The sequence below is a fragment of the Beijerinckia mobilis genome (assembly GCF_000745425.1).
Lineage (GTDB): Bacteria > Pseudomonadota > Alphaproteobacteria > Rhizobiales > Beijerinckiaceae > Beijerinckia > Beijerinckia mobilis.
Genome location: NZ_JQJH01000023.1, coordinates 1 through 23,394, shown reverse-complemented (window position 1 = coordinate 23,394; position 23,394 = coordinate 1). Strand labels below are relative to the sequence as shown.

Below are 23,394 nucleotides of genomic sequence, written 5' to 3'. Positions count from 1 at the left end.
GCGTGTCACGATGGCGGTTTTTCGTTTGTGCACCCATGTCAAGCAGCATGGATGCGGGAGATCGCATCGCGACTCGATTGTTTTGAAAATACTTTGATTTTTTGAGTGGAGCGTGGCCGGCTCAATCCGAAACGCTCTAACGAGGAGAAACTTTCATGTGGTTTCACAAGAAGGTAACGATGCCGAGCGAGGCGGAGGCTTTGCCCGGACGGCCGGAGCCCATCGCGACGGCCACCACCCATTTCGTCAATGGACACCCTTTGCATCCGCCTTTTCCCGCAGGCTTGGAAACGGCGCTTTTCGGTCTCGGTTGTTTCTGGGGCGCGGAAAGACGGTTCTGGCAGATTGGCGAAGGAATCTATTCCACGGCGGTTGGCTATGCCGGCGGCTTTACGCCCAATCCGACCTATGAGGAAGTCTGCACCGGCAAGACGGGGCATAATGAAGTCGTTCTCGTCGTCTATGATCCGAAACGCGTGACTTATGCCGATCTCCTCAAAATCTTCTTCGAAAGCCATGATCCGACACAGGGCTATCGGCAAGGCAACGATATCGGCACACAATATCGTTCCGGCATCTATGTTTTCGATGCAGCGCAGCGCAAAGCCGCGGAAGCCGCGAAAACGGCCTTCGAACCCGTTCTGAGAGCGGCAGGCTTTGGCCCGATCACCACAGAAATCCGCGATGCGCCAATGTTTTATTACGCGGAAGACTATCACCAGCAATATCTGGCCAAGAACCCCGACGGCTATTGCGGGCTAGGGGGAACCGGCGTGTCCTGCCCCATCGGCACTGGCGTCGCGGCAGAATGAATCTTTTGCGGCTCGAAGCCATAAGCTCCAGGAAGCCTTGAGAGAGTAAAATCGAGCAAATCGATTTAAGCCGCCGGCAAAGAGATTGGGGGAAACTCGGCGAGAAATCCGGGACTTTCATTCCTGAGAGGAGAGAGGCCCGCTTGACCCGATCGGTTTTCCCGCCATGCGTTCGACGAAACCCTCTGCCGAGAGCGATTTCACAAGCGTGCTCGACAGTATTGATCATGCCAGCCTTCCCGCTTCGGGACATCCATCTTCGATGCAGGAAATCGGCAGCCGCACCGCGATGGCGTCGGGCAGAGCTCCATCCAAAGACTCTGCCCCCATTGCAATTTCCGCCGACAGGCCTTCTCTTGATGATCACGCCCTTGAGGATCGTCCGCTTGAGGATCCAACAGCCTACGACCGCTTCCCGGCCGACCGGTCACCGGGCCTTTGGAAAAGCTGGGTCAACCAATTATTCGCGCCCCTCACCCAGCCAATGGATATCGGTTGGGCAAATGCCTATCGCGACGCCGTGCAAGCCCATGAAGCGAGCCAAAAACCCTTTCAGGAATCGTCTCGCGATAAAGCACCGCAAAATCCGGATCAGGGATCGCAAAAATCCGCCCCGCGATCCCCAAAAAACCCATCTCAAGACAACCAATCTCGAGATTCTCAATCTTCTGCGCGTTCCGATGCGCACGTCTCCAATTTTCAGAAAATCTTCGAGGAGACATTGCGTTCGCGGAACGAAAGCTCTTCCAGCGGATGGACCGCAACCCACGTCCGCATGAGCATCGATGACGGTGTCTCGGAAACGGAATGGGTCTTGAAAGAACTTCAGCTCAGGGGGGATTTATGTGCCGCCGACCTGCACCGTATCCGCCGTGATTTCGCCAAAAAGCATCATCCCGATCATTACCCACCTGCCGAACGCGAGGCTGCGACCCGGCGAATGGCACTCGCCAATCGCCTCATCGACCGCTATCTGAAACGGAAATAGGGATGCGGCTTCGTCATTTCGGGATCGCCCGGACAGTCTCCTTGAGCCAAATCCTTGTTCATCTTGCGTGTATGGCCTGCAAATAGCCACACGAACCGACGACGAGGCCTCGATGGAAAAAGTCACAATCATTTACGGGATCAAAAGCTGCGATACGATGAAGAAGGCTCGCACCTGGCTCGACGGGCATCAAATTTTATATGACTTCCACGACTACAAGGCCAAAGGCATCGATCGCGGCCGGCTCGAACATTGGGCCGAGATTGTTGGATGGGAAAAGCTGCTGAATCGCGCGGGGACAACCTTCCGCAAGCTGCCTGAGACAGAGAAACAGGATCTCGATACTCAAAAGGCAATCGGTCTGATGCTGGCTCAGCCGTCCATGATCAAAAGGCCGGTGCTGGAAATCGGCGATCAACTGTTGGTCGGCTTCAAGGAAGCCGAATATGCGAAGACCCTCGGCTAGCGTGTTTCAGATACATCCGGAAGCGCTCTACTCGAAAAATCAGAGCATTTTCATGGAAATGAAATAGCGAAGCATTTCGCTCTTATCAGAAAACACTCAAAATATCAATGAGATATACTAAGAATGCCTAACAAAACTATTTGGCAACCAGATTTGACCGATGATAGTATATGATACACTAACTTTTATCGCGCATTCACCATTTTCACCGTCACTATCATCTGTTTAGAGTATTTGACGAGTTTTGTTAGAGCCTGATCCGAAATTAAGTTGAGTGGTATCAGCAGGTTAGCTTGACGGCATGGCCTGTCGTTGATTCAGGGGTTTCGCCAAAAACTACCATGGATTCAACGATGTGGACTGACACCACTCGCGCCCTTCATGCGCGAAGCGGGCTGGCTTTGCCAAGCGATTTGACGGATGCGGAATGGGCGTTGCTGGAGCCATTGCTTCCGGCAGCATCGCAAGTAGGACGCCCCCGTAAATGGCCGTTGCGGCGCGTCGTGGAAGCGATCCTGTTCCTGCTGCGCGGAGGTCTGCCATGGCGGATGCTGCCGCCTTGTTTTCCGCCCGTATCCACGGTCCAGCGCTGGTTCTATCTATGGCGCGACAATGGCCTTTGGCTGACGATCAACCATGTCATGCTGATGATGACTCAGGAAACAGAAGGGCGGGAGGCTTCGCCCAGCGCGGGTGTCATCGATAGCCAGAGCGTGAAGACGACGGAGAGCAGCGGTCCCTGTGGCTACGATGCCGGCAAGAAGATCAAGGGGCGCAAGCGCCACATCCTAACCGACACCGATGGCAATCTGGTCCACGCCATCGTGCACGCCGCTGACATTCAGGATCGTGACGGCGCGCCATTGGTGCTCGCCGAAATCATCAGGCGTTTCCCTTGGCTGCGCCATGTGTTCGCGGATGGAGGTTATGCCGGTGATAAGCTCAGGGACGCGCTGCGCCGGATTGGCAAGTGGACCATCGAGATCATCAAGCGATCCGACGCCGCCAAGGGCTTCAAGGTGCTACCACGCCGTTGGGTCGTCGAGCGCACGCTGGCTTGGCTAAACCGAAATCGACGCCTAGCAAAGGACTTTGTCATCGCGTCCGTTCAGCTATACGCTCGACGCATCGCAAGGGCATGAACCCGCCGTCACCAATGTTGAATCAGGCTCTTAGAGGCCCTAAGTGTGCTTGCTCTTTTCGGCTCGTTCCACTGATGGTTGGCGATTATGAATAAGTATCCTCAAGTAGATTCCTAAATATCCCCTCTGCTATTCTCGCCATGCGTTGATCTCCGGATAGGCCAGCAGTCTTAAACAGTACCGCATAGAATACAGCCCAAGCTTTAGCCCTTCTCCAAGTTGCCTCCGTTACAGATGCGCATTCCGCAATTGAACTTTGGCGCATTGCTCGATCAGGAAATAACATCCAAATTGCAGCCAAATCCGCAGCACGATCACCTTGGCCCATATCGCCCCAGTCAATAATGGACGTGATCGTACCATTTGTCGCTAAAACATTTAATGGATGCAGATCACCGTGAATCCATGTAGACGGCACGTCGATAGGAACAGATAACCCATTATGCCAAATCGACATTATATCTTCGATCACAGGCTCATTTTTTTGAATGAGTGTCGTAATCCTCTTCAGGAATAGATTTTCTCGCTCAAAAAGTGATCCTCCTCTAAAGGGATTCTTTGGTGCGTTCGCAGGTGCTGCCCTATGAAGTGCTTCAAAAAAGCTTCCAAGCACTTGACCTTGATTTTGATCCAGAAAAACGATGTCAGCGGTTTCACCATCAAGCCACTGAATGACACTCCAATACCACGGATACTCCCCATCAGGCTGTCCAACTTTAATTGGGGTGGGTATTTGAAGAGGTAATCGCTTTTCCAACAGTGGCAACCAAATCTGCTCGTTTCTAATTGCGATCCCTGCTACATTTCGCCTAGGAAAACGCAACGCCAAAGTGCTTCCTAGTCGAAATATCCAGTTATCCCAACCGGAACCAACTTTCCTAATTTCAAGCGTGGATAATTCAGGATACTGACTGGCCAAAAGGCGAGTCGCAAGACTCACATCTACATCGAACTCGGAAGCTAACGTCCCCATGGCGTCGCTCATCGATTATAGCCAATTCTTGAGATCAGTAACTACTTTAACCACTTTCAACGCTATATCGCTGTAGAGCGCCCGACAAAACGGTTTGTTGACTACGCTTTGCGAATGATAGTGCATCACACGTCGACCTCCATCACTTTCACCTTCCTCGCAGCCACTATCATCTGCTTCATGGTACTTGCGGCGTTTTGTTAAGAACTCGAAACGGAGGTGAGGCGTGCATCTATCATTTCACGAATGCGATACCATGAGTCCGTGATGACACATACGGATCAAAAACAGCCTACCAATAGCCCTGCCCGCCTCGGCGGCCATTATAATAGGGGCGCGCGGCGTTATTGTCGAAGATACGATTGTTCCAGCCGCCGTTCGAGCCACCCCATCCATAGACGCGCGCGCCCCAACCTCCGCCCCGAAATCCTCCGAAACTGTTGCTCCCGCCCACTTGATTTCTGCCAAAGGTACCCGCGCCATAGCCTGCGCCACCACCATGGCCACCAATCCCACTTCCTGCGGCAAAGCCCGTACCGCCATTGACACCACCCGTACCAGCCGCATTCTGCTGTGCCAAGGCGGGCAGCCCGTAGCTATACAGAGATACAATACACAGAAGACGGATCACCGCCAGAGTGTCACACCGAGCGGTCCGGGCTATCCTAGGGAAAAATTTTCTCCCCTTGCGAGACGGGAAACATCGCTCGGAAGGCCGATCGAGCGGGTGATCTTCCAATGAAAGTGCTTGTTGCATCAGCCTATACGCCCTCGCCATCATGATCCCTTTCACAAACCTTGTCGCTGTTTTGGCAAAACCGTGAGCGGAAGGTAAAGTTCACACAAAGGTGGGCTCATCCGGAGCCTCATGCAATGGCCGAAGTCTTTTCAATCCATTGGAGCCGTCCGGCGCGGTCGCCTTTAGAAAATTCCTGCCCCTTTTCAAGCGATCGTGTAGAACCCGTATCTCATCAACTCAAGGTCATGAAATAGTGCGTTTCCGATTCATCAAAGCGGCGCGATGGGGCGTCATTCTCGTCGGCGTCAGCCTTGCCACTTTCCTCGGCATACGCATTTACGACACACAGCGCGGCGATCCGCTCGAACCCTGGCATGAATTCATCCCGCAGGAACTCTCTGCAGAAACGATGGAGACGGCGCGTTTCGCCGATTATCGCGCGGCGGAAGATGTTCTCTTTCGCGACGTTCAGCACAATGTCACCGAGCGGCTACCGCGGAGCGATCGCGTGCCGTATAATCGCTATTTCGAGGGCAGCCCGGTTTTTCCCGGGCATTTTGCGACCGACTGGAACCGCTCCTACATACTCGAGCCAGATGGCGAAGCCGTCGGCGCCGCCGTTTTCCTGCACGGGCTGACCGATTCCCCCTATAGTCTGCGCCATATCGCCCGCTTTTATCGCGACCATGGCTTTATCGCGATCGGCATCCGTCTGCCTGGGCATGGCACCGTCCCCGCCGGTCTCACCGATATCCGCTGGGAGGATTGGCTCGCGGCGACACGGCTCGCCGTGCGCGAGGCGGTCCAACGTATCGGTCCTGATCGGCCTCTGCATCTCGTCGGTTTCTCGAACGGTGGCACGCTCGCCCTGAAATATGCCCTCGATGCCATCGAGACTCCAACCTTGAGAGCACCGACGCGGCTGGTTCTGTTCACACCCATGATCGGGATCACACGGTTTGCCCGTTTTGCCGGAATCGCCGGCTGGCCCGCCATTCTGCCTGCCTTCGCCAAGGCCGCCTGGCTCGGCATCGTGCCGGAATTCAACCCGTTCAAATATAATTCTTTCCCGGTCAATGGCGCGCGACAGTCCTTCCAGTTCACGCAGGCCGTTCAAGGGCAGATCGACCGGCTGGCGCGGGATGGAAGGCTCAAGGCGCTGCCGCCGGTCCTGACCTTCCAATCCATCGTCGATTCAACCGTCTCGACGCGGGCGATCATTACCTCCTTCTATGCACAGCTACCGGAGAATGGCAGCGAACTTGTCCTCTTTGACATCAATCGGACTGCCAAATTCGGGCAGATGCTACGCACGACATCGGAATCGGCATTGGCGAGGCTGCTGCCTCCGCCGCCTCGCCGGTTCCGCATGACGATCATCACCAATACAGACGAATCCACAAGCGAGGTTGCCGCGGTCGTGACCGAGCCCGGAGCGATTGATTCAAAGACAAATCCGCTCGGGCTTTCGTTTCCGCCGGGTGTCTTCTCTTTGTCGCATGTCGCCATCCCCTTTCCCGTGACGGATGCGCTTTATGGCTTGCAACCAGATGGCAAAGAGAATTTTGGCGTTAATCTCGGTGCCGTCGCGCCTCGTGGAGAAAGAGGCACATTGATCGTCAGCCTGGACAATCTTTTGCGCATGTCCTCAAATCCCTTCTACCCGTTCATGATCGAAAGGATAGCAGCAGGTCTTCCGTCAGAAGCGATAAAGGAACAGGCAAACAAGACCGCACCATAGCGTGCGCAAACGGCACGCAGGTCAACCGCACCATGAGGAATCAGGCACCGGCTTCCACCGGCGCATGCGGCGTGATCGAGACCGAATGGCCGCAGGAGCAGGAGCCGGTCTGATTGGGATTGTGGAAGGAGAAACTCGATCCGATCGTATCCGCGGTAAAATCCATTTCCGTGCCAAGCAGGAACAACAGATCCTCGGGAGCAATGGTGATGCGCACACCCTTGTCTTCAATGAGCTCGGCGCCGGATGCCGGTTCGTCGACGAGGTCCAGCGTATAATTCATCCCGGCACAGCCACCATTCTTCACGCCGATCTTTAAAATCTTATCGGCGTTTCCCGGCATGGCCAGAATATCCCTGGCGCGTTCCGCCGCTGTGTCGGTCAATGTCAGAATGGAAAAGGCAGATGTCATCGCAAGTCCCTCGCTAGGAGCCGGCCCCTATATAGGGTCCGATCAAGCCAATCGGGAGGCCATTGAGGCCAAAGCAGTGCCATCAAACCTCTGCTCGAGCGAAACATTCGCTGAGTTGAGGAGGTTTATGCCAGGAATCAAAATCGCAATGCGACTCCAAATTCCTGGAAAGACCTATATTTTCCAGAAAACCCATTCGGAGGCATCCGAACGCCGCCCGGGTTCGACGCACCCACAAGAATGAAATCCCAGACGGATTTTCTGCGGATTTTCCGACAACGGGAGAGTGGACAAGAGGAGAACGCGAGCCGCCGGGAGGCTTCCAGGCAGGCTCACATCTCATCCGGATCAGAACATATCCAGCGAAATCCGCGCTTCGTCCGACATGCGGCCTTGATCCCAAGCCGGCTCAAAGACGATGTTGACGATGACGCCAAGCGTGCCGGGAACAGTACCAATCGCCGTCTCGATATTGCGGGTGATTTCGCCCGCCACCGGACAACCGGGAGCCGTCAAGGTCATTTCCACACGGATCAGGCGATTCTCATCGATATCGACCTTATAGATCAGGCCAAGCTCATAGACATCGCAGGGAATTTCTGGATCGAAGACCGTCTTGAAGGCCGCAACGATATCGTTGGTGTAACGGATCCGCTCATTCTGGGAAATATCGGACGCGAAAATCCACTGGGGCTCGTTCGGCTGGACTTCCTGGACTTCGGCGGTTTGCGATTCGGACATGACAAATTCCTCATCTCTCAAGCGAAAAGGCCTTCGGCCCGGATCAAAGCTTCGGCGAGTTTGTCGACTTCCTCGAAAGTATTATAGGCCGCGAAAGAAGCACGGCAGGTCGATGTCACACCGAAACGGGCAAGGAGGGGCTGAGCACAATGCGTGCCTGCGCGCACCGCAACGCCCGAACGATCGATGATCGTCGCGACGTCATGCGCATGCGCCCCCTTCATTTCAAAGGAAATGATCGCGCCCTTGCCCTTGGCGCGGCCAATGATATTCAGGGAATTGATCTTCGACAGGCGTTCATGCGCATAATCGCTCAACGCCATTTCATGCGCATGAATGCGGTTGCGGCCGAGCTTCTGCATGTAATCCACGGCGGCACCGAGGCCGATCGCCTGGATGATCGGCGGCGTGCCGGCCTCGAACCGATGCGGCGGCTCGTTATAGGTAACCCGCTCGCGCGTCACTTCATTGATCATTTCGCCACCACCGAGGAAGGGCGGCAGTTTTTCCAGCCATTCCTTCTTGCCATAGACGGCGCCGATGCCGGTCGGCCCATAAAGCTTATGGCCGGTGACGACGTAAAAATCGGCATCGAGATCACGCACATCGACCTCGAGATGCACGGCGCCCTGCGATCCGTCGATCAGTACCGGAATACCGCGCTCATGAGCGATCTTGATGACTTCCTTCACCGGCGTGATCGTGCCGAGCATATTCGACATATGCGTCATGGCGACGATCTTCGTCTTCGGCGACAAAGCCTTCTCGAATTCCTCCATCAGGAAATTGCCGTCGTCGTCGACATCCACCCATTTCAGCACGGCGCCCTTGCGTTCGCGCAGGAAATGCCAGGGGACGATATTGGCATGGTGTTCCATGATCGAGAGAACGATTTCATCGCCCTCTTGAATGAACGCCTGACCGAAGGAGGAAGCGACGAGATTGATCGCTTCCGTCGCCGATTTGGTGAAGATGATTTCGTTGACCGTTTCAGCGTTCAGAAACGAACGCACGCTTTCGCGCGCCGCTTCGAAGGCATCGGTCGCGGCATTGGCGAGAAAATGCAAGCCACGATGCACATTGGCATATTCATGATAGGTCGCATGCACCATGCGATCCACGACCTCCTTCGGCTTTTGCGCCGAGGCGGCATTGTCCAGATAGACCAGCGGCTTGCCGTAGACTTCCATGGACAGAATCGGAAAATCCTGACGGATCAGATTCACATCCCATGGCGCTTGCGCAGCTATGTGCTTGTTCATGCCTAACTCCATGCCTGGCTGCTGGCCTGCCCTTGACGGGCAATATCCGGGCCAGGTCTATCGCATCCGGTCTATCTTTCAACTTCATCATCAAGATCCGGCGAGAACCGAGACGATTCTGCCGGACCCCGTTTCACTCGCCACCATTCATGCCCTGGGCATAAATGATCACGCTTTCACCAACCTGATCTTTGCACCAGCCTGATCATTTGACCACGCGGGCGGCGAGCCAGCTGCTGATCTCGCCGCGCAAGGTCTCGGCGGTCTTTTCATCTTCAAGCTCGTCGACGAGTTCCGCCGCGAAGGCTTCGAGCAACAGGGCTTCCGCTTCCTTGTAGGGAAGACCGCGCGCCTGGAGATAGAAAATCTGCTCTTCGCTCAGGCCGCCGCAGGTCGCGCCATGGGCGCAGGCGACATCGTCGGCGAAGATTTCCAGCTCCGGCTTATTATTCATGACGACGCCATCCGTCAGCAATAAGGCCTTGCTGAGCATCCGGCCATCCGTCTGCTGCGCTTCGGGCGCGACGTGAATCTTGCCCTGAAAAACACCAACAGCTTCGTCATCGAGGATATATTTGAAGATTTCGCGGCCGACGCAAGACGGTGCGAGATGTTCAGCGAACAAAGTGGTGTCGGCATATTCGCGTCCACGCAGCAGGGAAGCACCGCGCATAGTGGATTCGCTTTCCTCGCCATTGAAACGCAGGAAAATCTGCCGCCGTGTCAGGCCTTGCCCGGAGATCAAGGCGAAACTGTCGAATTTCACGCGCGCGCCGAGGCTCACCATGAAGGTTTCGAGGCGGATGCTCCCCGCCACGCTGCCCGTGAGAAGCGAGGTGTGAGTGACCTTGGCCTCGTCCTCCACCGAGAAAATCAGGCAGCCGTTGGTCTGGCCGGTGCGACCGCCCTCACCGAGGCTCGATTCCGCGATCGCAACCGAAGCTTTCGCGCCGACGGAAACAAGCGAACGCGAGAACCGCGCGACCGGTGTGGCCGATGCAGTGGCATAGATCAGGTTCAAAGGCTCGGCAACGACAGCACCGGGCGCCACCTCGATCACAATGCCATCCTGCATCATCGCTGCATTGAGCGCGACGATGGCATCCCCCGCACCCATGCCTTGACCGGCGAGCAGAGTGAGAAGATCCGGCTTGCCGCTGGAAAGAACCGTGGCGAGCGACGAGATCGTCACGCCTTCCGGAGCCTTATCGGACAATTCAGGCACGAAGGCACCGTCGACGATGACCAGCTTGGTACCGTGCAACGGCAAAGCGGCGACGTCTTTCTTCAAACCTTCAAGCGCGGCTGGCGAAGGCGCTGCGGCGAGAGGCAGAGCCTCGCGCATGATGGTGCGCAGGTCAGTATAGTGCCAGGCTTCGACGCGGCGATGCGGCAGGCCGGCTTCGACGAAAGCGGCGAAATTGTCTTCCCGCAGCTTGGCGACATCCGCCGATCCGGGCAGGCTCGCCTTGACGGCCCCGAAGCTCTCGACGAGCGTCGTCTCGGCCGGCGTTCTCGATGGGATGATTTGAGCGCTCATGGGCACGGCTCCTCTGGCTTCGATCTTCACGCGGCCTTTTCTTCGCCGAGATATTCGGCGTAGCCACTCTTCTCGAGTTCCAGGGCCAGCTCTTTGCCACCCGTGCGAACGATGCGGCCACCGGCCATGACATGCACGGTATCGGGAACGATATAGTCGAGGAGACGCTGGTAATGGGTGATGACGAGGAAGCCGCGCTTCGGATCACGCAGCGAATTCACGCCTTCCGACACGATGCGCAAAGCGTCAATGTCGAGGCCGGAATCGGTCTCATCGAGAATGCCGAAGGAAGGCTCGAGCAGCGCCATCTGGAGAATGTCCATACGCTTCTTTTCACCGCCGGAGAAGCCGACGTTGAGCGCGCGCTTCATCATATCGGACTTGATGCCGAGCTTGGAGGCTGCCGCATTGACCTTCTTCATCAGTTCAGGCGTCGAAAGCTCCGGCTCGCCGCGATATTTGCGCTGGGCGTTCAGAGCGGCCTTGAGAAAGGTCATGGTCGCAACGCCGGGGATTTCCAGCGGATATTGGAAAGCCAGGAACAGGCCCTTGGCGGCGCGCTCATTGGGCTCGAAATCGAGCAGATTGACGCCATTGAGCAGCACTTCACCGGATTCGACCGTATAGCCGGGGCGGCCGGACATCACATAGGACAGAGTCGATTTGCCCGTGCCGTTCGGGCCCATGATGGCCGCGACTTCCCCATCCTTCACGGTGATGCAGAAATCATTCAGGATCTTGCGGTCGCCGATGGAAACATTGAGATTCTTGACTTCGAGCATGATGACCCTCGTTAAAAATTCCATAAAGGGACCCGCTCATCGCCTTGCGATGAAGCGCGGGCAGCCAAAAGCCATGCGCGCTAAGCCCGCGCCAAAGCCTACGCGCTTTTGCCGTCCATGGCCGGCGATCAGTAAAGGAACGATAAACCCCTGAACTCAACGCGCCTTGGTTCCCGAAGCGTCTTCGGGAGGTTCTTCCTGCTTGAAGCCAGACTGCAGAACAGCCCGGCAAGCAGAAGGTGTGGCGCCACCGGATGCCCCATACATGGATCCATCCGGCTTTCCGTTCATGTGGGCAGTACCCGAGCGACAAGCGGATCGCGAAATCCGCTTTCAACTCAGAGTCCCAGAAGACTGTTAACCGACACTGCCTTCAAGAGACACGGCGATCAGCTTCTGCGCCTCGACGGCGAATTCCATCGGAAGCTGTTGCAGAACGTCACGAACGAAGCCATTGACGATCAAAGCCGTTGCTTCCTCGGCGGAAAGGCCACGCTGCATGCAATAGAAGAGCTGGTCTTCCGAGATCTTCGAGGTCGTAGCCTCATGTTCGAATTGCGTCGAAGGATTGCGCGATTCGATATAGGGCACCGTATGCGCGCCGCAGGTATTGCCGATCAGCAGCGAGTCGCAATTGGTGAAATTGCGCGCACCCGTCGCCTTGCGATGCGAGGACACCTGGCCACGATAGGTATTTTGCGAATGGCCGGCGGAGATACCCTTGGAAATGATCCGGCTCGTCGTGTTCTTGCCGAGATGGATCATCTTGGTGCCGGAATCGACCTGCTGATGACCATTCGAAATCGCGATCGAATAGAATTCACCGCGCGAATTGTCACCACGCAACACGCAGGACGGATATTTCCAGGTGACGGCGGAACCGGTCTCAACCTGCGTCCAGGAAATCTTCGAATTGGCACCACGGCAATCGCCGCGCTTGGTCACGAAATTATAGATACCGCCCTTGCCGTCGGCATCGCCCGGATACCAGTTCTGCACCGTCGAATATTTGATTTCAGCATCGTCGAGCGCAACCAGTTCGACGACCGCCGCATGCAGCTGGTTCTCATCGCGCTTGGGCGCCGTGCAGCCTTCAAGATAGGAGACGTAGGAGCCCTTGTCGGCAATGATCAGCGTCCGCTCGAACTGACCCGTATTCTGCTCATTGATGCGGAAATAGGTCGACAGTTCCATCGGGCATTTCACGCCCGGCGGGATGTAGACGAACGAACCATCGGAGAACACCGCGCTATTCAGCGTCGCATAGAAATTATCGGTCGTGGGAACGACGGAGCCGAGATATTTCTGAACCAGTTCCGGATGCGTGTGAACGGCTTCCGAGATCGGGCAGAAGATGACACCCGCCTTGGCCAGCTCATCACGGAAAGTGGTCACGACGGAGACGGAGTCGAACACCGCATCGACGGCGATCTTGCGCTCCGGAATCGGCACGATATTGCCTTCGTCGTCGATCATTTCGCCTTCCCCGGCAACGACACCGGCGAGCGCAGCCTGTTCCTTCAGCGGAATGCCGAGCTTTTCATAGACCTTGAGCAGTTCCGGATCGACTTCGTCGAGCGACTTCGGACCCGCGGCGCTCTTCGGAGCGGAATAATAATAAAGGTCCTGATAATCCACCTTGGCGAAATTGACACGCGCCCATTCAGGCTCGCGCATGGTCAGCCAGCGGCGATAGGCTTCAAGACGCCATTCGGTCAGCCATTCAGGCTCGCCCTTTTTCGCCGAGATGAAGCGAACGATGTCCTCATTAAGGCCCTTCGGCGCCTTATCCGACTCGATATCGGAAAAGAAACCGTATTTATATTCGCTTACGTCGATGGACTTGACCTGCTCGACGGTCTCTTTGGCCGCTGCCATGCTCTTCTCCTCACCTTGGCGGTTTCAAGGACCGCTGGTTCAGACCCGTGATCGGGTCTGACCCGATCAACCCGTGCGCTTCCGGGCTTTGCCCGGCCGCTGTCCATGTCGCCGGGCTCGGCCCGACTGCCACCCGTAAAATGAAAGCAAGATCGCCTCCATCTTACGCGGCGGATTTGATCTGTCGTCCCCTGATCGTGCGGGCCGCCTTCTCAAAGGCCTGCAGGATCAAAGGACAATCTTCTTCCCGACTATTCCACCCCAGGCTAAGCCTGACCCCACCACCGGCAAGAGAAGGGTCAACACACATGGATTCAAGCACATGCGATGTTTTCACCTTGCCGGAAGAACAGGCCGAACCGGAGGAAACAGCCACCCCTTCCACGTCCAAGAACATAAGCAAGACCTGTGCCTCCACTCCCGGAAGAGCAAAAGCGCTGGTATTTGGCAGGCGCGGCGCCTTCTCCCCGAAAATATGGAGATCCGTCACGATCGCCCGCATCTCCCGTTCAAGAGCGTCGCGAAGCTTGGCGAACATCGCGCATTCGTCCACAAAACGGTCCCGCATTTCCGCAAGAGCGCCAGCAAGACCGGCAATGGCGATCAAGGCCTGCGTCCCGGCCCTCTGGCGGAATTCCTGACCGCCGCCACGCAACAAGGGAGTGGCCGCCACAATATCCTCACGCAGGCAGAGCGCGCCGATCCCTGCCGGACCGCCGAATTTATGTGCAGAAAAAATCAGCGCATCGACAGGCAGCGCGTCGAAATTGCAGGCGATCTTCCCTGCCGCCTGCGCCGCGTCGCAGACGAAGAACGTATCGGCGGATGCTGCCCGCAACAGAGCCGCAGCCTCGGCGACCGGCTGCACGACCCCGGTTTCATTATTGGCCGCCTGAACGGCCAGCATGATCCGGCGACCAGCATGACGGTGCAAAGCAGCCGCAAGCGCCTCAAGATCGAGTTCCCCGGAGCCGGAAAGACCAATGGTCTCGATGTGCCCGGCCGGGAAACGGTGCCCAAAAAGCACGCTCGCATGTTCGCCGCCGCTGACTAAAAGAACGTCATAATCCACTGTTAAGCTTGCGGAACGGCTGAGGCCCGGCTGCAGGATCAGATTGAGCGCCTCGGTGGCTCCTGAGGTGAAAATCACCCGGCGCGGCAAAGTCCCGACAAAACGGCCAAGCGCCTCGCGAGCAGCCTCGATCGAAGCCCGTGCGGCGCGCCCTTCGGCATGAATCGAGGACGCATTGCCGCAAAGATCCATAGCGGCCAGCATAGCGGCGCGGGCACCGGGCCGTAGCGCGGTGGTCGCATTATGGTCGAGATAAATCCGCTGCCCCATTAAATCCGGCAGCCTCCCCTATCCATCTTGCCGATCCATCCCCACGTAACCAAGCTGTCCTTCACAGCCCAATAAGCCCAATTCATCACGTTTTCGTATATATGAGCGTCATCGAAGGTCTCTCAATGGGTTCGTCCGGAAGAATTCGTCAAACGAAGACCCTCTCCGCCGTTGCCAACCATGAAGCCATGATGCTTGAACATGATAACTTGGCTCATGACCGCCCTGGTAAGGACGACTTGAGCGGCTTGAAACGGCAAGGCTCGAAATCCCTTTCTAAAAACCTTGCAATTCAGCTATGAGCTTGTGTTAAAAGCGTTCGCAAAGGTTTCTGTGTCTGCCGATCCGGAGTGTCCATCGCAGGATTTTCCGTTTACGGCCAGGACACTTCCTTGATCGTGATAAACCTAATTTTATTCTTTCTAAACCTTGAGCGTCAAGCACCCGCCAAAAGGATGCAGCTAAGACGATAGGGCAAGGCAGGCGCGCGTGGTTGAGAATGAGCTTGATCCGAGTACGAGCGTGATCAAGGAGATAAGAGATCTCGCGACGCTGGTGCCAGAACCATGGATTGATGGCGCCAAAGCCTTCTTCCTGCGATCAGGCATGAAGCGTGAGCGAAACCGCGAGCAAATGCCGCGGGTCAACATCAGGCCTCGTGCCTGATCGGCATCATCGATAGCCGCGTGGACGATCGGCAGGGTTTTGCCGCAGCGCGTCTTGCGGCATGGTCCATCTATGGCCCGGTCGAGAAATATGGAGCAATAATGCCTGAGGTCATCTTCAACGGTCCCGCCGGCCGCCTGGAAGGACGTTTTCATCCCTCGACCATTCGCGGCGCGCCGATCGCCATCGTGCTGCATCCGCATCCTCAATTCGGCGGGACGATGAACAATCAGATCGTCTATAATCTTTACTACGCTTTCGCCGAGCGTGGCTTTTCCGTGTTGCGTTTCAATTTTCGCGGCGTCGGGCGCAGTCAGGGCGGCTTCGACCATGGCCAGGGCGAATTGTCGGATGCCGCCGCCGCGCTCGACTGGGTGCAAAGCATCAATCCCGATGCCCGCGCCTGCTGGATCGCCGGCATCTCCTTCGGCTCATGGATCGGCATGCAGCTTTTGATGCGGCGTCCGGAGATCGAAGGCTTCATCTCCATCGCGCCCCCCGCGAACAGATTTGATTTCTCCTTCCTCGCCCCCTGCCCCTCCTCCGGCCTGTTCGTCCATGGCGATCAGGATCGCGTCGCGCCGCTGAAGGAAGTGATGGGCCTCATCGAGAAACTGAAGACGCAGAAGGGCATCGTCATCGAGCATGAGGTCGTGCCCGGTGCCAATCATTTCTTTGAAAATTGCGTCGAGGATTTGATCGGCAAGGTTGGGGCCTATCTTGACCGCCGCCTCGGCAATCCGCCGCGCCTGCCGACGCCTGCACGGGCCGAACCGGCCGGCCAATAATAGCCAAGGCGAAACGGACGCCCGATGGCGTCCGCTCGAAGTTCAAACATCTCATTTCAGTAAGAGAAGGCGGCGCGATCACGCCGCCGTTTCAGCTGCCGGGCGTGAAGGCAATGCCGCGCAACACCTCGCCAAAGGCGGCTCGGCGCAAAGTCACGAAGGACTCACGCGCGGCGACTGCCGGATTGGTGTTCTTCAGAATATCGCGGACCATCACCAGCTTGTTGGGGTCGGCCCCCACATCGCCATTGCCGCTGATGGTGGCAGTCACCGCCCAAAGCGTCACAGTGCCATCGGGCGCAACGCGTCCGGTGAAGTTCCGCAAGCCATCCGTCGCTGGCGCCCAGGGCAGTCCCGTCGCGGCATTGGTCCCCTCGGGATAGCCACGGACCTGATAGGACACGCCAAGATCAAGCCCGGCCTGCAGCGTATAGGCAAGGGTCCATTGCTTGGCAGCAGCGTCGAATATCCATTTCTGAAGCCCGGCGCTCGTCTGCGCGGCGGCATGGGTATAGAGATCGGCGGCATCCGTATAGCCATCACCCTGATCGGCCACATACAATGTATTGGCGTCGGCAAACCAGAGCGCATGCGGATAGACGAGCGTTTTCGCGCTTTTGTTCGGCGTCGAGGGGAAGCCCGCAAGGATACACATATTGGTCGGCAGGCCCTTGCTCTGCAAGGTGGATGCGTCATAGGAAAGCGGTGCCGACGGCAGTTTCGCGGAAGGCGACGGCAGACCCATGCCATTCGGGCAGGCGGTACCAGTCGTATCGACGAAATAGACGGTATTGACGCCGTTGCCGCCGCTGCCCTTCGTCACATACAGAACATTGTTGAAGATCGTCAGCTCGCGATAATTGTCATCCTTGCCGATCTTATCGGCCTTGTATCCGAGCTGCGTGATCGAGAAGCTCGCGGCCGGTGTCGGCGTTCCGGGATCCTGCTCGCTTGTGGCGGCATCAATCCATTGGACACCCGTGCCGATGATCACGCCATTCGGCTGCGGATTGGCGCCATTGCCCGCATTGCCGACCGTGAAATAGACGGGCTTGCCGTTCATATCGGCGCGAATGGCCGCGCGTCCATTATTGCCGCTATAGGCATTGGTTTTGGTGAAGCGAAACTGGCCGAGAGCATCGACGCGCGCCACCGCGCGGTAGAAACTCTGACCATCGGGATTGGTCGGATCCGGGGCGGCAGGCGTATTCGAATTGGAAGCGTCGATCGCATTCACCGGGGCGGCATAGCCCATGAATGTCAGATAGTGCTTGTCGTCAGACAAATGCAGCGCCAGCTCGGATTTCGAGCTGAAGCTCGTCACGAGACCTTTCGTGGCACCGTTCTGGGAAACGCCATGCGGCACTTCCAGCGTCGACAGCGTGCGGCCGAGCGGCGTCACCTGGTCGAGATAGATTTTCGCCGTAATGCCGAAAGCGGAATCATAGAGGACATTGTTCCAGACGGCGGGATAGGTACCGTCATTGGTGGCGCCGCTGGCGCCGCTACAACCGGCCTGCGTGCTTGCGCAATTCGGCGGCAGGATCGTTCCAACCGTCACATTATCCGCGCGATTGTCATAGACGGCGCGGCTCAGGACGAGATTGCCGGGAAGAAACGGCACGGGGGGCTGGAAAGCGAAAGGCTCCGCGAAAACCTGGCCTGAGGTGCCGGCCAGCAAGGCCATCATCAGGGTGGAATGCAGGGAAGGCAGGGAGCGGAAAGACGGGAAAAAGATCGGGTGGCGGGCGGTCTGCATGGGCGATTCCATATATCCCGCCACATTCGGCAGGTCGCCTGCCTCTACCAAGGCCCGATGAAGGATTGTTGACACGCTTACGCTTACCGACAACGTTTGCCGGCCCGGTCGATCACGGGAATCACCGCGGTTCGGCACGAAGCCACGATCCGCATTTCTTCTTCCCCGGCTGGAAAGATGCCCTACCCCTTCCCACACCATATGTTTGAGGAGCAGGCCATGACAAAGACTCGACCCTTGCGTCGCCTCGGACTGTGTTCGGCGCTGGTTCTCCTCGGCCCATTGCTGTCTTCGGCGGCGGCGCAGACACTTTCGCCAGCCGAGCAAAAGGCGATCGATCGCGCCATTGCCCGTATCCATGATCCACGCGAGCGCCAGCTTGCCCAGACACAACCCATCGCTTGGCAGGTGGCCGAATTTCTATGCCGGCCGGCGGCCAGGCCGGTGCTCGCCAGACTCGGTGCCGACGGCAATCATTTCTTCCTGCGCGATGTCGATCCACACACACAAATCCTCGAAACCCCCTCGCTTTTGCGGGGCGAAGGATCCTTTCGCCTTAAGGGCCATGCGATCGCGTGGAAGGCTTTCCACTATCTTTGCCACCTCGATCCGGCGACGGCGCGCATCCTACGCTTCGAGGTGGATCCGAAAGACGGTTCGTGAATATTTTCAGCCGGAGGTGGCGACGGCGGGCTCGGCGATGACACCGCCCGCCAGCGGTTTCTTCACTCCCGTTGTCAGCGGAAAGGTGATCGGCAGATGTGCCCTGCAGCGCACGGCGAGATAGGCGAAAGCCTGAGCCTCCATCGCATCGACCGACCAGCCGAGACTGTCGGCGCTTTCGACCGGACATCCGAGTTTATCACGCAGCATGGCCATCAGCGTCGGATTGCGCGCGCCGCCGCCGCAGACGATCGCCCGTTGCGGCATCCGGGGCAGAAATGGCAGAACGCTGGCAATGCCGGAGGCGGTGAAAGCAGTGAGGGTCGCGGCCGCATCCTCGGTGCCCAACCCTTCGAGTGGCGCGCGGGAAAAGGCGTTGCGGTCGAGCGATTTCGGTGGCCGCACCTGAAAGAACGGATGCGCCAGCAAATCCGCCAGACGCTCGTCATCGACCCTGCCCTGCGCGGCGGCTGCCCCATCCTTGTCCATGGCGATGCCCTGGCGTTCGCGCATCAGATCGTCGATCAGCGCATTGCCGGGGCCGCAATCACAGGCGATCAATTCCGCATCGCCATCAATATAAGTGATATTGGCGACCCCGCCGATATTGATGACAAGCAGGGGTTGCGCGAGGCCCGCCGCGCGCGCCAGCGCCTGATGGTAGATTGGGACAAGCGGCGCGCCCTCCCCGCCACTCGCCACATCCGCCTGCCGGAAATCATAGGCGACCGGCAGGTTCAGCGCGCGGGCCAGCGCCGCGCCATCGCCCAATTGCACGGTCAGGCCGCTCTCCGGCCGGTGCAGCACCGTCTGGCCGTGAAAGCCGATGAGGCCGATTGTTTTGCCGGCCATCGGCCTGCTGATGAGAAAGGCCTTGACCGCCGCCACATGCCGCGCATTCAGCATGGCTTCCGCCTCGGCGAGGCGGCCCGGCCGTTCCATGCGCGCCGCAGCGGAACCGATCAGGCTCGCGGCATCCTCCAGCGCCGCCCGCAGGAGTGCGCGTTCCTCTTCACTATAGGGCGTGAAGGCACGCGGTCCGCGCCGGATGCGCGCCTCGCCATCGGTTTCGATATAGGCGATGTCGATGCCATCGAGAGAGGTGCCGCTCATCAGGCCGATCGCGCCGGTCAGACCGCCGCCGTCCTCATCTCCAGCCCCAAACCTTTGTCGTTGACCCTCCGCAGAGGGGGCGTTAAGGCTGCCCGCGTCCATTTTGCCCCGAATTTGCGTCCCACTCGGCCAATCCGCCGGGATTAGACCGCAAAAGTTTCATTTTGCTTTACGAAGCAGGAAAAGCCGTGTCCGAGGATTTTCAGCCCACATCCGATTTTCTCCGTATTCTTACGGAGCGCGGCTATCTGCATCAATGTTCCGATCTCGCCGGGCTCGATGCCAAGGCCAAGAGCGGAGACCTCACCGCCTATATCGGTTTCGATTGCACAGCGCCATCGCTGCATGTGGGTTCGCTGGTGCAGATCATGATGCTGCGCTGGCTGCAAAAAACCGGCGGCAAGCCGATCGTGCTCATGGGCGGCGGCACGACGCGGGTCGGCGATCCTTCCGGCAAGGATGAAAGCCGCAAAATCCTCTCGCTCGAAGAGATCGAGGCCAATAAACAGGGCATCAAACAGGTTTTCGCGCAATTCGTGCAATTCGGCGAGGGCAAGACCGACGCCTTGATGGCGGATAATGCCGATTGGCTGACGAAGCTTCATTACATCGATTTCCTGCGCGATGTCGGCAAACATTTCTCCGTCAACCGCATGTTGTCGATGGATTCCGTCAAGCTGCGGCTCGAACGCGAGCATGAATTGTCCTTCCTCGAATTCAATTACATGTGCTGCCAGGCCTATGATTATGTGGAGCTCAACCGGCGTTATGGCTGCGTGCTGCAGATGGGCGGTTCCGATCAATGGGGCAATATCGTCACCGGCATCGATCTCGGCCGCCGCATGGGCACGCCGCAGCTCTACGCCCTGACCTCACCGCTGCTCACTACCGCCTCCGGCGCCAAAATGGGCAAGACCGCCAAGGGCGCCATCTGGCTCAGCGAAACCATGCTGCCGGTCTTCGAATATTGGCAATTCTGGCGCAATTGCGAGGATAGCGATGTCGCGCGGTTCCTGAAGCTCTTCACCGAATTGCCGATGGAGGAAATCGACCGGCTCGCGGCGCTGCAGGATGCAGAAATCAACGAGGCGAAGAAAATCCTCGCGACGGAAGCCACAGCCATGGTGCATGGCCGTGCAGCAGCGGAGCGCGCAGCCGAAACCGCCCGCCAGACTTTTGAGGAAGGTGTGGTGGCGGCGAGCCTCCCAAGCCTCATTCTGCAAGCCAATGAAATCCCCGCCGAAGGGCTGGGCGTGCTGGCCGCCTTCGTCAAGGCCGGCCTCGTCGCCTCGACGGGCGAAGCCCGCCGTCAGATCAAAGGCGGTGGCCTCAAGCTCAATGATGAACAGATCAGCGATGAGAAGGCTTTGATAACGATCGAGGCGATCGAGGCCGGCGCGAAATTGTCACTGGGCAAGAAGAAGCATGTGTTGCTTCGGCTGGCAGAGGGGTGAGGTACGGCGATACCAATTCCTCCGCGTATTTGGGTTGCCTCAAGCGCCACATGATTTCTTTTAACGACAGTTACCTTGCTCTAATTTTTTTTGATTCAGCACACAATAATTTACAAAAAAGGCCAATAGATTTTCGGAGAAGCAATGACAGATTGTCACCTCACTATTTCATACACAAAACTCTATAGTGAACCATGCAATAGCAACACCTATCTCCATTAAAGCATGAGTGAAATCTCACTAGGTAATGTAGCTCAAAGCTAGAGATGTATTTACAATGCCCGGCACAATTCATATAAAAAATCTACGAAATATAAAACAATTGGACTTCAATCTACCTGGACCAGGGGTTTGGTTATTAACCGCCGGGAACGGTGCAGGCAAAACATCGCTACTGGCATGCCTACGGCGAATTGGGAACTCACAAGCATTCTCTCTTCACTTCCCAGCTTCTCTCAAATCTAAAGTACTTGACGATTATGGGCAAGCGAGCATCACCTATGAGATTGAAGGAGCCACAGTCGAATACGCGTATCGTGGCGCACGATGGACACCACAGCCTCGCCGCAATAGTCATCTATTAAGTAACTTTGGCTACCCCGACATAATTTACATCGGCGCTAACGCCGATCGAATAACTCCACGGCCGGATGATTTCGCACCGAGGCGTGTAAAAAAAGCGAATGCAGATCTCATTAAAATAGCCAACGAAATTTTCGATACTAATAAATTTAATGAACTAAAAGTAATCAATTTAACCACCGGCGTCAGCAATGAAGCGTTTATGCTTCAAGTAAACCATCAACCCGATCAATATCACTCGGAAAAACAATTTAGTCTAGGTGAACTTTGTATTTTAAAATTGATTAAATCACTTCAAGCATGCCAACATAATTCATTAGTATTAATTGATGAGCTAGAAATGGCACTTCACCCCCGCGCTCAAATACAATTATATAAATATCTTGTTTATATAGCAAAAGACAAGGAATTGACCATTATATTCTCAACACATTCCGTAAGCTTGATAAAGGGAGTACCCAGAAAACAAATTATATTTTTGCAAAGGGATGACAATGGAATTGTAAACTCCATTACCGGTTGCTTTCCCACTTACGCGCTTGGAAATATCACGCTAGGGGAAGAACGAGCGCCAGACGTAGTGTTATATGTCGAGGATGAAATCGCGAAAGCCATTACAGAGCCTCTTATAAAACTTGTGATGCAGAAGAAGTTTTCTGACCAAAATTTATTTCCAGTAGTACAGATTATCCCCATTGGCGGGTTTCACCAAGTAATCCAATTCCTCTCCCGGCACAATACAATATTACCAAGCGAAACAAAATGCTTTGCCTTACTTGATAAAGACGTAAAAGATGAAACAATACCAAGGTTGACCAAAGATAGAGATCACAAACTACTTGAAAAAATTAATAGTCTTGGCAGCAAAATCGCTTACCTACCCTGGACGCCTGAGGAAGGCATAATAAGTTATCTGTGCGACGAGCGAAATAATGCACAAGTAGCATTGCGTAGTCATTTCTGCGACAATCGAATTGTTTTACCTCAACACTTCTTGCAGGAATTGATCGGGCTCGTTGGAGAAAAGCTTCGTAGTACTTCAAAAAAAATCTTTAAGGATGTGTGTAGAGATATTGCATCGGTCACCGGCAAAAGCCTTGAACAAACAGAGAGAGATTTGTGCACGTTCTTCGCCAAGGAGTACTTCAACAAAAACGAAAATGATATAATGCAGCTATTAGCGCCAAAGCTTTCGTAGCCCGCCGACATCATTAGGTCCTGTTGACGAATAGGATTCCCAAGTTGCGAAGGTTCTGATTCAAAGTCGCTTTCAGAAGGAGGCGACTTTGATTCGTGGGCTGATGTCGGATGAAGAATGGGCCTGTCTTGAGCCGTTCGTGACGCGGCGCGGGCCGCATAGCGGGCGACGCGCGAAGGACCATCGCCTTGTTCTTGATGGTATTTTCTGGATTTCCCGCACGGGCGTGCAATGGCGCGATTTGCACGAGCATTTCGGCAAATGGTCATCAGTTTATCGCCAGTTTCGGCGCTGGACGCTGGCTGGATTGTGGGAAACGCTGCTCGAAGCCTTGAATGAGACCGAAGGTGTCG

At 56.3% G+C, this 23,394-nt stretch carries 21 protein-coding genes; 10 read left to right on the top strand and 11 right to left on the bottom strand.

Annotation, left to right across the window (positions count from 1 at the left end; all coding sequences use genetic code 11):
- Window positions 1-155 precede the first annotated feature (155 nt).
- From msrA to DL88_RS15320, 4 genes are all read left to right on the top strand, one after another.
- Window positions 156-812, top strand: a complete 657-nt coding sequence (gene msrA, locus DL88_RS15335) for a peptide-methionine (S)-S-oxide reductase MsrA (RefSeq protein ID WP_034997988.1) — start codon at window positions 156-158, stop codon at window positions 810-812.
- Window positions 813-1,587: 775 nt separating this feature from the next.
- Entirely contained in the window at window positions 1,588-1,800 is a 213-nt protein-coding gene (locus tag DL88_RS20430) for a hypothetical protein (protein ID WP_156971139.1), read from the top strand.
- A gap of 112 nt (window positions 1,801-1,912) precedes the next feature.
- Window positions 1,913-2,266, top strand: coding sequence for an ArsC family reductase (locus DL88_RS15325; protein WP_034997986.1), 354 nt, complete (start codon window positions 1,913-1,915; stop codon window positions 2,264-2,266).
- A gap of 353 nt (window positions 2,267-2,619) precedes the next feature.
- Entirely contained in the window at window positions 2,620-3,408 is a 789-nt protein-coding gene (locus DL88_RS15320) for an IS5 family transposase (protein ID WP_034997976.1), read from the top strand.
- A gap of 85 nt (window positions 3,409-3,493) precedes the next feature.
- On the opposite strand, the gene DL88_RS15315 is transcribed toward DL88_RS15320, so the two are convergent.
- Together DL88_RS15315 and DL88_RS15310 are read right to left on the bottom strand one after the other, a co-directional pair.
- Entirely contained in the window at window positions 3,494-4,393 is a 900-nt protein-coding gene (locus DL88_RS15315; protein ID WP_051956043.1) for an aminoglycoside phosphotransferase family protein, read from the bottom strand.
- Window positions 4,394-4,673: 280 nt separating this feature from the next.
- Window positions 4,674-4,961, bottom strand: coding sequence for a hypothetical protein (locus DL88_RS15310; RefSeq protein ID WP_156971138.1), 288 nt, complete (start codon window positions 4,959-4,961; stop codon window positions 4,674-4,676).
- Between the two features lie 412 nt (window positions 4,962-5,373).
- Here DL88_RS15310 and DL88_RS15305 point away from each other — a divergent pair, with 412 nt between their 5' ends.
- On the top strand, window positions 5,374-6,861 hold the full coding sequence (locus DL88_RS15305) for an alpha/beta hydrolase (protein WP_051956042.1): 1,488 nt from the start codon (window positions 5,374-5,376) through the stop codon (window positions 6,859-6,861).
- A gap of 40 nt (window positions 6,862-6,901) precedes the next feature.
- Here DL88_RS15305 and DL88_RS15300 read toward each other — a convergent pair whose 3' ends face one another.
- The 7 genes from DL88_RS15300 to DL88_RS15265 form a co-directional block, all read right to left on the bottom strand.
- Window positions 6,902-7,273, bottom strand: a complete 372-nt coding sequence (locus DL88_RS15300) for a HesB/IscA family protein (RefSeq protein ID WP_034997969.1) — start codon at window positions 7,271-7,273, stop codon at window positions 6,902-6,904.
- A gap of 348 nt (window positions 7,274-7,621) precedes the next feature.
- Window positions 7,622-8,014: an iron-sulfur cluster assembly protein gene (locus tag DL88_RS15295; protein ID WP_034997966.1), complete on the bottom strand. Its 393-nt coding sequence runs from the start codon at window positions 8,012-8,014 to the stop codon at window positions 7,622-7,624.
- A gap of 17 nt (window positions 8,015-8,031) precedes the next feature.
- A complete protein-coding gene (locus DL88_RS15290; RefSeq protein WP_034997963.1) occupies window positions 8,032-9,276 on the bottom strand; it encodes a cysteine desulfurase in 1,245 nt (414 codons plus the stop codon).
- 205 nt (window positions 9,277-9,481) lie between these two features.
- Complete coding sequence (locus tag DL88_RS15280; RefSeq protein ID WP_034997957.1) at window positions 9,482-10,816, bottom strand: SufB/SufD family protein; 1,335 nt, start codon at window positions 10,814-10,816, stop codon at window positions 9,482-9,484.
- A gap of 26 nt (window positions 10,817-10,842) precedes the next feature.
- Window positions 10,843-11,598 carry a Fe-S cluster assembly ATPase SufC gene (sufC, locus tag DL88_RS15275; protein WP_034998049.1) on the bottom strand — a complete coding sequence of 252 codons (756 nt, stop codon included), beginning with the start codon at window positions 11,596-11,598 and terminating at the stop codon, window positions 10,843-10,845.
- Window positions 11,599-11,955: 357 nt separating this feature from the next.
- Complete coding sequence (gene sufB / locus DL88_RS15270; protein ID WP_034997954.1) at window positions 11,956-13,476, bottom strand: Fe-S cluster assembly protein SufB; 1,521 nt, start codon at window positions 13,474-13,476, stop codon at window positions 11,956-11,958.
- 163 nt (window positions 13,477-13,639) lie between these two features.
- Window positions 13,640-14,818, bottom strand: coding sequence for a cysteine desulfurase family protein (locus DL88_RS15265; protein WP_034997952.1), 1,179 nt, complete (start codon window positions 14,816-14,818; stop codon window positions 13,640-13,642).
- A 767-nt stretch (window positions 14,819-15,585) separates the two neighbouring features.
- Between DL88_RS15265 and DL88_RS15260 the strand changes: the two genes are divergently transcribed.
- Window positions 15,586-16,272, top strand: a complete 687-nt coding sequence (locus tag DL88_RS15260) for an alpha/beta hydrolase (RefSeq protein ID WP_034998047.1) — start codon at window positions 15,586-15,588, stop codon at window positions 16,270-16,272.
- 91 nt (window positions 16,273-16,363) lie between these two features.
- On the opposite strand, the gene DL88_RS15255 is transcribed toward DL88_RS15260, so the two are convergent.
- Window positions 16,364-18,031: a hypothetical protein gene (locus DL88_RS15255; RefSeq protein ID WP_210165322.1), complete on the bottom strand. Its 1,668-nt coding sequence runs from the start codon at window positions 18,029-18,031 to the stop codon at window positions 16,364-16,366.
- Between the two features lie 219 nt (window positions 18,032-18,250).
- Here DL88_RS15255 and DL88_RS15250 point away from each other — a divergent pair, with 219 nt between their 5' ends.
- Window positions 18,251-18,694, top strand: a complete 444-nt coding sequence (locus tag DL88_RS15250; protein WP_156971136.1) for a hypothetical protein — start codon at window positions 18,251-18,253, stop codon at window positions 18,692-18,694.
- A 6-nt stretch (window positions 18,695-18,700) separates the two neighbouring features.
- On the opposite strand, the gene DL88_RS15245 is transcribed toward DL88_RS15250, so the two are convergent.
- Window positions 18,701-19,828: an anhydro-N-acetylmuramic acid kinase gene (locus DL88_RS15245; RefSeq protein WP_280949211.1), complete on the bottom strand. Its 1,128-nt coding sequence runs from the start codon at window positions 19,826-19,828 to the stop codon at window positions 18,701-18,703.
- Window positions 19,829-19,995: 167 nt separating this feature from the next.
- Here DL88_RS15245 and tyrS point away from each other — a divergent pair, with 167 nt between their 5' ends.
- The 3 genes from tyrS to DL88_RS15230 all read left to right on the top strand — a co-directional run.
- Window positions 19,996-21,261, top strand: a complete 1,266-nt coding sequence (gene tyrS / locus DL88_RS15240; protein WP_034997948.1) for a tyrosine--tRNA ligase — start codon at window positions 19,996-19,998, stop codon at window positions 21,259-21,261.
- 277 nt (window positions 21,262-21,538) lie between these two features.
- Window positions 21,539-23,041, top strand: a complete 1,503-nt coding sequence (locus tag DL88_RS15235) for an ATP-dependent nuclease (RefSeq protein WP_034997946.1) — start codon at window positions 21,539-21,541, stop codon at window positions 23,039-23,041.
- 103 nt (window positions 23,042-23,144) lie between these two features.
- On the top strand, window positions 23,145-23,394 hold a 250-nt coding region (locus DL88_RS15230; RefSeq protein ID WP_034996808.1), incomplete at its 3' end, for a transposase.